The sequence below is a fragment of the Acetobacter lambici genome, assembly GCF_011516885.1.
Taxonomy (GTDB): Bacteria; Pseudomonadota; Alphaproteobacteria; order Acetobacterales; family Acetobacteraceae; genus Acetobacter; species Acetobacter lambici.
Genome location: NZ_WOTD01000056.1, coordinates 1 through 10,254, shown reverse-complemented (window position 1 = coordinate 10,254; position 10,254 = coordinate 1). Strand labels below are relative to the sequence as shown.

Sequence of the window (10,254 nt, the reverse complement as noted above, 5' to 3'; positions counted from 1 at the left end):
GAAAGGCTGGTTGTCCATCTGGGCGCGCAGTACGGCTTTGGCCGCATCCCGCACAGGGATCAGGGCTTCAATGATGCGTGCATGTTTCTGGAAGAGGCCTTCTTTCTGGTCTCCCTTGCGGATGGGCACCTCCTGACCTGCGCCACCAATGATCTGATGCAGGATGCGGTTGTGCAGATAGTAGCTACCTTCCTTCAGGTCGGCGCCAGAGGCAGCTGTGCCCACGCGCAGGCCATCCAGTTCTGGTCGCGTAATGCGCTGCTCTACAGGCTGCAGAAACCGGCTCTCGGGGGCAATGCGGGCCAGCGCGTCCTGCAGGGCAGCTTGCAGATTTACGCCTGTCACTGGCAGGCAGCAGTAATCCAGTCCAAACTGACTGCCAGCCCAGGCATGCCGCCCCAGAACCTGAGCGGGATTATCGAGAAAATAGCGGTTGATCCGCAGGGGGCCGCGCCCTTCATCACTGTCGGGTACGGGATCTGTTTCCAGCCAGGTCTGATCGCCGGGCAACTCGCCGATCATGCGTTTGCGGAACACCAGCAGATCGAGCACGACCTCGGTGCCGGCATCCACACGCATTGCTCCTGTGGGCAGCCGCACCGCCCCCAGCAGGTCAGCCTCTTCGGCGATGTGTTGCCGTGCCTTCTGGTCAGTTTTGTCCAGCGTATGGCGTGACGTCACAAATGCTGCGAAGCCGCCCGGACGCAGGGCACCAACTGAGCGTGCGATAAACCAGTCATGAAGACTGAACCCACGCAGCTCACGATGATCCACCGCGTTGACCAGACGGTTGGAGAAGGGCGGATTGCCAATCGCCAGATCATACGTCGTAGCCAGTGTTGCCTTCGTGAAGTCTTCGTGTCTGATCCACTGCTTGGGGAATAGCTTGCGGGCGATACGCGCGGCAATTCCATCGACTTCAATGCCGGTAAAGGCGATCTGGCCTTCGAGACGCTCGGGCCTGAGGGCGATGAACTGGCCAACACCACAGCCGGGTTCCAGAACGGACCCGCCCTGAAAGCCTCGCTTCATGAGCATGTCCCACAGCGCAGTCACAATGTATTCCGGAGTAAAATGCGCATACTGGGTGGAGCGGGCGAGGGCAGCATGGTCCGTCTCACTGCAGGTCGCCTCCAGAGCCTTGCCGATGCTGTCCCATCCTGCGCGGTAAGGCTCACCGGCACGGGGGAAAAGGGCGTTAGCCAGTTCACCCGCCCCAAAGCCAATGAACCGGCTCAGCACAGCCTGCTCGTCGGGGGTTGCATTACGGTCTTCGGTCTCAAGTGTTCCCAGCAGCCTGATCGCCGCAATATTGTCCCGCGCACGGTCCTTCCAGCTGGTGGCAAGGCCACGGGTCCCGTTGAGGCGGAAGTCGGTCTGGGGGATGACCAGTGGGGTTTCTGCGATGGGGGAGGGGAGGGGGCTGTCTTCGCCTTCAAGCTCACCCCAGAACAGGTCTGCAGCACCACTGAGGGAGGAGGAAGAGAACAGGCTGAGCTGATCATCGAACAGGGACATGAAAGGCTCCGGACAAACGCCGAACGCCGCCTGCGTCCGGGACGAGGCGGCGTTCGGGGAGGATGGACAACAGCAGGGAAGGGGACTGAGCGTTGTGTTGCGTCAGATTTCCTTCTGCATGCTGCCTCCGGAACCGGGCCTGGGTGGCGCGGGCAAAGGCGGCGCCTGCGCCGGGATCGGGCTGGCGTCAGGCAGACCGACCCACCCTTTGCGCGGGACGCTCAGGGCTGGTCGGAGTTTTCTTTTTTTGTTTTCTTGGGTGTTCTGACGTCAGAACATTCGCCTTACAGTCAACCTAGTTCATTATGTGTTGACGTTTTGTGTTGACGTTGCTGCATCGGTGATGGTAGCGGTACGCATCATCACCGATGCGAGAAAACCTCAATGACAAAGAGTGAATGGCTTCGTGAATCCCGTGAACATCTCGGATTATCACAGACAGATTTACGTAATTTGTTAAACACGGCGTTGAATCGCTCGTATGACAAGTCGCGGATTAGCCGTTGGGAAAACTCAAAAGAGAACATCCCGGCTGAAGTAGTTAAGCAAATTGAGTCATTGATCGCGACACGGAAAAATAGAGCGAAGGTAATCGCACTCGCCAATCAGAAAGGCGGGGTAGGTAAGACCACAAGCTCCCTTAATATCGCTGCAGCCCTGAGGAGAGTGGGGCGGCGGGTCCTGTTGATAGATCTTGATCCTCAGGCATCTGCGTCTGATTGGCTACTCGGGCATAAAGGGTTGGATTACTTCCGAGAAGGAAGGTCAATTTATCATAACCTTCTAAATGACCGACCTATTGAAGAGTGCATTATCAAAACAGACGAAGAAGAGAAACTTCAATCGGCCGGGTTTGATCTTATCTCTAGCCACATTAACCTTGCAGAGGCAGATAGTCGCCGTGAGCCTGGCTTTGAACATGCGTTAGCAGAGAATTTGGAGAGCATCGCTAATGATTATGAATTCATAATCATAGATGCGCCTCCCAACTTGGGGCTGATGACCTACATGGCTCTTGTGGCTGCGGACGTAGTGATTGTGCCGGTTCAAACTGAGCCACCAGACGCAATGGGCGTTGCATTGCTATTATCTACAGTTCAAAAAATTCAGCGACGGTTAAATCCGCAGCTTCGAGTAGGTGGAATTTTACCCACTCGATACAATGGCAGGCAATCTGTCGATCGGGAGGTGTTACATCACTTGATCCAAAGCACGGCAGGAACAGCAATTGTGCTGGAACCAATTCCTGAAAGCGCTGTGTATGGCAATGCCGCATGGAGTGGAGTAATCGCCGTTGATGCCTCTCCAAAAGCAAAAGCCGTAGGCCCGTATGTGCGCTTATGCTCTGCACTGGCCAGTGAAAACCCGCTGCCGATGGCACTATTAAACCTGGACGATAACACTCAAGACGATGAGGAAAGTGAAAAAATGGAAGGCGGGAGGAGCCCGGTATGAACAACAAACCTGGTAAACGCAGAGCTCCGTCGCCACTGATGAACTCTATGGGAGCACGTGTGCAGGATATATCCCCAACATTTGTTTCCTCGAATTCTGATGTGAAGCACAGTTTTGAAGTCAAGGTCGATGATTTAGAAATTGACCCTAACCAATCTAGAAAAATTTTTAGCGACGAATCTCTGTTAGAGCTATCCGAAAGCTTAAAAAGCTACGGCCAGTTAACCCCTATTTTAGTCAGAAAAAAAGAAGGAACTCGCAACAAGTGGGTTCTTGTCGCAGGAGAAAGACGGTTAAGAGCAGCGAAATTAATCGATATGCCATATTTGTTGGCAATCGAGCGAGATACCGATTCAGATGTTGTTTCGCTTATTGAAAATTTACAACGGGAGGACTTGAAGCCCGTAGAAGAAGCAATGGGTTTGAAGCTGCTGTCTGAAAATAGAGGCTGGTCACAACGCGAGCTTGCCAGAAATGTGGGGAAAGCCGTTTCTCATATAAATGGCATGCTCGCAGTCGCCAAGCTGCCGCCCGATTTCCTTGAAAAGGTAATACACGTAGATCATGTAATCTCACGGAACGTGCTGATTGAAATTGCTCGGGTAACGGATACTGTTATCCAGAATGAACTTTGCAAACGGGCATTGGCAGGCGACCTTACGATTTTAGCAATACGTGAGGCAGTAGCTAGGGGAGGGGAGAAGAGGCCTCGCGGCAAGGAGACCGATAAACAAAAGACGTTCTCAATCAAACCAATAGAAAAAGCGATTTCAAATCTTTCTCTGAAGAATATACCAAGCCTTTCAACTGCCGAGATAGATTCGTTAGTGAAGCTTAGAAGTTTAATCGATAAAATATTAGAAAATTAACTGATTTAACGCCGCGCATATTATATTACGCGGCGTTACTTATAATCCTGTGACCAGGTGTATATTCTCTATGCAGTGGGAGTGGTGACGGATGGAGCGTCACCCCACATACCTTATCGACTTCAATTTTTACTTCTGGATACGCTGAGACGGCAGCTCTTAGCGCGTTTAGGAACGGGGTGCGGAAATGCTTGCGTTGTTTAATGCCACCACCAAATTGGTCATATAATGCAGACCATGAAATTGGGGTTGGTTTTCTCAAGCTTCGCATCCGGTAAGCAAGCCAAACGTAAATATCTAACGCCAAAGATCTATCTTTTAACTGTTTGATAGCTTCTTCACGCAGTTTTACGTGATGCTTCTGTAACGCATTGAAAAAATCTTGGTCTAAGATCACCGTGTCGTCAAAGAGGTTTTCCTGACCGTCAGATTTCCTGGTTAGATTGTCACCGAATAACAAGCCTGACGATACTATTCCTGCCTTAGAGAAAATATCGCCGCCGCTTTCGGTCGCCCAAAAGAACTTTAAGCTGCATGCGCTTATACGCCGAGACTGATCACGTATTGCTCGTGCCGTCTCGCCGCCGAATGATATTCCCATTTTTTCAAACCAACGTCGTTGGCTGCCGCCAAGCTTTACTTCCCGAGATCCAGTGCGGAAAGCCTCAGACATCAGGTGTATTAGAATCATTCGGGCTCTGGCACCGTATGGAACCCCAAATTTTCGTTCTTCTCCGCCTATGATCAACGTTCCGGGTTCAATTAGCAGGGTAACGTCATGGCCAGCGCGTTTCCATACCTGATCTTCTGGAAGCTTTTTATGAGGCAAACTTGTGAGGCATAGACCCGAATAGGAAACCCCAATTTCGCTTTTTTCATCCGCTAGTAACGCTTGCGTTATTTCGAGAAGAGGAATGTCATCTTCTCGCCCAGAGCGCTGCAACAAAGACACGGTTTCTTCATAGCCGTGTGTCAGCAGCAGTTGGGGAAATTCACCTGTGTATGGGGAATCCATGTTGGCGCTCCGGGTGATCAAGTGTTTGCAGCATGGTTTATTCTTCTAAGTCGTGTCAACTGAGGGGTTAAGTGACTATACTAAGTAGTATTTTAAGAATTCTTTGTACTATATAGAGAGGCCACTTAACCCCTCGGGCTTTAGTCACTTAACCCCAGTAGATAACGGCTTTTACCCGGTGGATAAGTCTAGAGAGGTCAGTTTACCCCTCGGGATGATGGGGATGGATTGAGCGAGGTATTCGGTCGCTTAACCCCTCGGCCTAGCTGACGCGACCACTATTGGTGGACCGCGGGAGTGTTGGTCTAACAATAATGAGGTCGGTTTACCCCTCACCGGTCGGAGTAGGGCCAACGGTTCAGGTTTATAGGTCACTTAACCCCCCATACGTGCCATAAGAATGGGCACCTAGCCGTCTCGGAGCCGACAGAAGGGATATCCTTAAATAGATGGCCACTTAACCCCCCAACGCGGGGAGGGGATGGGAGTGCAGTCTGGATCGGCAGGGCGATATTTATGAGCGTGGTCACTTAACCCCTCACCATACCAACTTGGTGTTCTGATGTCAGAACACCAACGTGTCACTGTGTTAGTGCATGCCCATCAAATGGGTCGCCCAATTCGAGGTAGTCCCCCAGAGCAGCGTATGTCGCATGTCGGGCAAGGCGCTTGAGTTTAACGGGATGCACACCAGCATCCATTCCTGTCGTCAACGCTCCCCGTTTCAGGCTATGCCCGCCGAAGGCCTTTCCATCCAGCCCGGCAGCGCTGGCGCGGGCCTGGATGATGCGGGCGATAGAGCGATCTGTCAGAGGTTGCAGTCCGACTGCGCGAATGTCGCCTTCAACGGCTACCGTGCCCTCTTTGCGGATGCGGCGGAAAACAGCTCCGTCCTGTATGCCTGACACGGCCAACCAGGCGCCATATGCCTTTACCGGGCAATATTGATCTTTGGTGTAGGGGAGGGCGATCTCCACACCCTTTCCTTGTCTATCCCCCTTTGACTGGGGAAGAGTGACTAGCAGGCCTTTACTGACCAAGGTTACGTGGCGAACATCGATGCTGGCCAGCTCAGAACGCCTGAACGCACCATAAAACCCCATAAGGAGTAAAGCCCGGTCCCGCATCCCGGATAACTTACTCAGGTCTATCGCACTGATGATTGTTGCTAGGACGTCCTGCGTTGCAGCGGCTTTGCGGCGCGGTGTAAAGCCATCCCTTGCAGCGGTGCGCCTGATCCCGGTCATGGTTTCGCCAATAGCGGCGTCAGCGGTGGGAACGGCGCACCCCGCCAGGCGGTGAATATAGGTAATTGCGGCCCGTCGAAGCTCCAGTGTTGAGGGCGCTAAGCCCCGACCTCTTTCGTCTGCCAGAAATGCGGCAATGTCGGCCGAACGTGCAGGGAGGCAGGGAAGGGCATGACGATCCGCCCAGGCACACCATGCCCGGACACCAGCACGATAGACTTTGCGTGTATTATCTGCCTTGGCCTGCAAAGCGTAAGCTGAGGCACTATCACGCGCGGTTTCAAGAGAGCCATCGCGTTGCGGGACGGCCCTTCCAAAAGAGGCGTCAAACCATCGGATAATGACACCGGGCGTCTGACCCGCAGGAGAGGGCAGGGGAGGGGACGCGTCAGACTGTGCGATAGTGTTCCCGTGTGCTTGCCTGTAACGCGCCAGAAAATACGGAACTGAACCGAGATGTAAGGCGAGAGTCAGTGAGGGATCATCTGGAGCCACACCGATCCGCTCTGCGGCCAGTGCGCGGGCACGAGCGGCGAACGGCACGTCATGAGCAATCACCAGATCGTCGGTCTTATTCCCTGAGAGGGAGATACCAGACAAGCGCAGTTCCAGTCCTGGGGAGAGGCGGGCCGCAGCAAGAATTTCCGGCAGAGTGTCAGCTGATGAACCGGCCTCGGCCAGACGGTGTCGGGTGGTCCGGTCACACCGGTCGAACAGAGCCGCGTAAACCAGATCCTTTCGGCCGTGGACAACAACTTCAACCTGCATAAACGACGCCTCGCGCTTGCTACTATCCTGAGTATCTTACACCCAGTGTAGTAGCTCACGGCACTGAGCGAGAACGGTATTTTTCATCTCATACCGTCTTTCTTGAAGACCGGCATGGGGGGGAAGAGGAATGTCGGCTGTCAGGCATGAAAACCCGACCTGACCGAGAGGCAGATGCACATCATAAATGCGTTACGTCCGGTGTTTGATCTGGGCTGCCGGATCGGGTGTTCAATTATCATCCTGCCCTGCGCGCTCCGTTTTCCAGATATCCCGGTATAGGAAAACAAGGAAAGGGACGGGCCACAGGAACGGAAAGCTTCCGTGCAGGGCCAGCCCCATGGCGGCAGCCATCACGCCTGCCAGAAAAGCCCCCCACAAAAGTAGCGGCAGAAAAATGCTTCCTGCGACAGGGCGAGTGTTCCTGTCCGGCGCCAGACATGACGCTACCCATTCCGCAATTCCCGATGCGGCTTTCAGCAGGTTTGTTGTCACGACGATCGTGGGCATGGGCGTGCCGGAGAACTTCGCGATCGTCTCGCCCTGCACGGCCAGAAGTGCTGGCAGCACGAAAAATTCGCCCCAGTAACGCAGGGCCGATCCATGCACGATCTGCGCCAGAACCATGAAGATTGTCATCACCATGACCCCGTAAGCTGGCGACCATAACAGCCGCATCAGGCCGGACAGGATGGCGGCAAGGAAAAAGATACCCAGCACACCGACCAGAAGCAGGCCATGGTGCCAGTTCCCACTGATAAACGAGGCGCCCATATGCGTGGTATTGCCGGTCATCGCACCAGCAAAGACACCGCCCAGATCGACGAAACTCAGGGCATCCACATAGCCTGCGACAAGCCCGAGAATGAGAACCCGCCGGGCGGAAATCGAGACCGGGAGAAGGGAGGAGGGCATTATTGCGACCGGGAGGTGATTGACGGATAGAGCCTGCGGGCGACCCGCTCCATGGTCAGACCCTGCACGATGATGGTGAACACCACGACACCATAACAAACAGGCAGTAGCAGGTCGCGCAGGTCTCCGGGTGGCAGGCCAAGCGCCAGAGAAACCGAGATGCCGCCACGCAGGCCGCCCCATGTCAGGATACCGAGGACACGGCCCCGCTCCCATTGTCGGAGATGAACCGGAAGAGTGGAAAACAGAACGCTCAATGCCCGCACGGCAATGGACAGCGGGATCACGGCAAGCGTCGCCAGCACCGTAAACAGATGCGGCGTGATCTCCAATATTTCAAAGCCAATGAGCATGAACAGCAGCACGTTCAGCACTTCGTCAATCAGCGTCCATGCGATGTCGAGTTCCTTGCGGGATACTTCATCGAAAACGGAATGGCTGTAGCTGGTTCCGAAGCAGAGACCGGCCACGACGACGGCAATCGCACCGGACATGCCAAGCTGGTTGGCGATGCTGAAGGTTCCGGTCGCCAGCGCCAGCGAAGTCAGCAGATCGATATGCGGATCCCGCTGTTCCCTGAGCACACGAAGCGCGATCCACCCGGTTGCCGCTCCAAGAAGCCCCCCACCGAGCGCTTCGCGGCAGAAGCTCAGAGCAATCTCCGAAGCTCCCACTCCCTGACTGTCCCCAGTCGCCAGCCCGATCGTCACACCGAAGATGACAACACCTACCCCATCATTGAACAGGCTCTCGCCCGCAAAAACGGCCTGTAGCGGTCCCGGCAGTCCCAGACGTTTCAGCATTCCCACAACCGAAACCGGGTCTGTTGGGGCGAGAATGGTGCCGAGCACAATGCACCACGTAAAGGGAACGGCATGCCCCAGAAAAGGGAAAACACACCACGCCGCGACCGCCAGAAACGCCACGGCCAGAACGGTTCCCAGAATGGAGAGGGCAGTCACGGACATCAGCTTTGCGCGCAGATGTCCGACATTCACCTGCATGGCTCCGGCAAACAGAAGTAGCGACAGGGCACCGTTCAGAAGTGCCGCAGGCAGATTGATGGCTCCGAGCACGGATCGTGGAAGAGCCTGAAGATCATAGGCCGGGATCAGCGGGTTCAGAATCATGACCAGCAGCGAGGTCAGCAATGAGAAGACCAGAACGCCGATGGTCACCGGGACGCGCAATGTGTGGTGGTTGAGAATGCTGAAGCCTGCCGAGAGGGTCAGGAGCAGGGCGAGGAGGCTGATGGTATCCATGGCCTCACCGCTGACTGCTCAGGCTCCTTACGTCAAGAAAAACCGGGAATAGAAAATAAAGGGACGTGATATTTTTAAACGGTCTGACGAGGCGACGCAGCGAATTCAATAAAATCCCGCAGATAGTGAATATCTTCATCGGTTTCCCGATGGCCAAGGAATATCTGTTTCGCAATACCCTTTTTTCCAAGCTTCACCGGATAAAGCTCAAAGCGTGTGGCGTATTCTTCCACAAGCCAGCGAGGAAGTGCCGCAACGCCCCTTCCATGGCTGACCATCACCAGCATGATATCCGTCGTTTCAATCTGCTTCTGCTGTCGGGGTCCAATCCCTGCTGGTTGCAGGAACTGCGTGTAAATATCGAGCCGCTCAGACGGAACCGGATAGGTAATCAATGTTTCATCTGCCAACTGCTCTGGTAAAACAAATTTTGCCTTCCGAAGAGGATGCTCCGGACCAACAGCCAGCACCAGTTCATAGTCAAATACTGGTGTGAATTTGAGACTAGGTTTATACAGGGGATCAGGGGTCACCAGAATATCGATTTCATTACTGAACAGCGCGCCGATCCCGCCGAACTGGAATTTCTGTCGTACATCCACATCGACCTTTGGCCATCTCTCCAAGTAAGGTGAAACGACTTTCAGAAGCCACTGATAACAGGGATGGCATTCCATCCCGATGCGCAATGTCCCGCGCCCGCCATTTGCGAATTGTTCAATACGGCTTTCCGCCAGTTCAAATTGCGGGAGCAGACGGTTTGCCAGAGACAAAAGCCATTCACCGGCCTGAGTAAGAACAAGGGATCGTCCTTCCCGTCGCCATATCCTGACGCCAAGCTGCTGTTCGATCTTGCGGATAGAGTGGCTGAGCGCAGGTTGGGTCAGGTTCAGACGCGCCCCGGCAGCCGTCAGCGAACCTTCCCGTGCGACTTCCTGAATGATTGTCAGATGACTGCGTTCCAGAATGCCCATGTTTTGTCCGATAAATGCACGAAATTCATATAGACATAAAAATATATCATTTCAGTTCATTTTTATAAACTTCTATTATGAAGGACCAATCAGTCATACGGACGCTGCTCATGGTCTCCATCGACGCGGAAATCTCACAGAAGGGTTGTACATCGGGTTAGATTATGAAAAAGTCTGTTTTGTAGAAAAGAAATTTTCGTAAGCTATAAGAAAACCCGATGCAGACAGAGT

General features: G+C 53.9%; 8 protein-coding genes. 2 read left to right on the top strand and 6 right to left on the bottom strand.

What is annotated here, in order from left to right:
• The coding region (locus GOB86_RS13620) for a methyltransferase (protein ID WP_165993108.1) at positions 1 to 1,518 on the bottom strand (1,518 nt) is incomplete at its 3' end.
• Positions 1,519 to 1,902: 384 nt separating this feature from the next.
• Between GOB86_RS13620 and GOB86_RS13615 the strand changes: the two genes are divergently transcribed.
• Complete coding sequence (locus tag GOB86_RS13615; RefSeq protein WP_165993106.1) at positions 1,903 to 2,973, top strand: AAA family ATPase; 1,071 nt, start codon at positions 1,903 to 1,905, stop codon at positions 2,971 to 2,973.
• Positions 2,970 to 3,842, top strand: coding sequence for a ParB/RepB/Spo0J family partition protein (locus tag GOB86_RS13610; protein ID WP_165993103.1), 873 nt, complete (start codon positions 2,970 to 2,972; stop codon positions 3,840 to 3,842). The genes GOB86_RS13615 and GOB86_RS13610 overlap by 4 nt, the downstream gene beginning before the upstream one ends.
• A gap of 25 nt (positions 3,843 to 3,867) precedes the next feature.
• Here the strand turns inward: GOB86_RS13610 and GOB86_RS13605 are convergent, their stop codons facing one another.
• From GOB86_RS13605 to GOB86_RS13585, 5 genes are all read right to left on the bottom strand, one after another.
• Positions 3,868 to 4,857 (bottom strand): replication protein RepA, encoded by a 990-nt coding sequence (locus GOB86_RS13605; protein ID WP_165993101.1) that lies wholly within the window; start codon positions 4,855 to 4,857, stop codon positions 3,868 to 3,870.
• A gap of 581 nt (positions 4,858 to 5,438) precedes the next feature.
• Positions 5,439 to 6,872, bottom strand: a complete 1,434-nt coding sequence (locus tag GOB86_RS13600) for a site-specific integrase (RefSeq protein ID WP_165993099.1) — start codon at positions 6,870 to 6,872, stop codon at positions 5,439 to 5,441.
• 231 nt (positions 6,873 to 7,103) lie between these two features.
• The gene (locus GOB86_RS13595) at positions 7,104 to 7,787 is read right to left on the bottom strand and encodes a YoaK family protein (protein WP_034929933.1); all 684 of its coding nucleotides are present in this window, start codon (positions 7,785 to 7,787) and stop codon (positions 7,104 to 7,106) included.
• Positions 7,787 to 9,049 carry a cation:proton antiporter gene (locus GOB86_RS13590; protein ID WP_034929936.1) on the bottom strand — a complete coding sequence of 421 codons (1,263 nt, stop codon included), beginning with the start codon at positions 9,047 to 9,049 and terminating at the stop codon, positions 7,787 to 7,789. The genes GOB86_RS13595 and GOB86_RS13590 overlap by 1 nt, the downstream gene beginning before the upstream one ends.
• Before the next feature lie 74 nt (positions 9,050 to 9,123).
• Positions 9,124 to 10,023: a LysR family transcriptional regulator gene (locus tag GOB86_RS13585; RefSeq protein WP_034929940.1), complete on the bottom strand. Its 900-nt coding sequence runs from the start codon at positions 10,021 to 10,023 to the stop codon at positions 9,124 to 9,126.
• Between the last annotated feature and the right edge of the window lie 231 nt (positions 10,024 to 10,254).

Excerpts from the sequence above, each read along its gene's own strand:
- GOB86_RS13595 (WP_034929933.1), bottom strand. The coding sequence starts at position 7,787 with ATGCCCTCCTCCCTTCTCCCGGTCTCGATTTCCGCCCGGCGGGTTCTC.
- GOB86_RS13610 (WP_165993103.1), top strand. The coding sequence starts at position 2,970 with ATGAACAACAAACCTGGTAAACGCAGAGCTCCGTCGCCACTGATGAAC.
- GOB86_RS13585 (WP_034929940.1), bottom strand. The coding sequence starts at position 10,023 with ATGGGCATTCTGGAACGCAGTCATCTGACAATCATTCAGGAAGTCGCA.
- GOB86_RS13605 (WP_165993101.1), bottom strand. The coding sequence starts at position 4,857 with ATGGATTCCCCATACACAGGTGAATTTCCCCAACTGCTGCTGACACAC.
- GOB86_RS13615 (WP_165993106.1), top strand. The coding sequence starts at position 1,903 with ATGACAAAGAGTGAATGGCTTCGTGAATCCCGTGAACATCTCGGATTA.
- GOB86_RS13600 (WP_165993099.1), bottom strand. The coding sequence starts at position 6,872 with ATGCAGGTTGAAGTTGTTGTCCACGGCCGAAAGGATCTGGTTTACGCG.
- GOB86_RS13590 (WP_034929936.1), bottom strand. The coding sequence starts at position 9,049 with ATGGATACCATCAGCCTCCTCGCCCTGCTCCTGACCCTCTCGGCAGGC.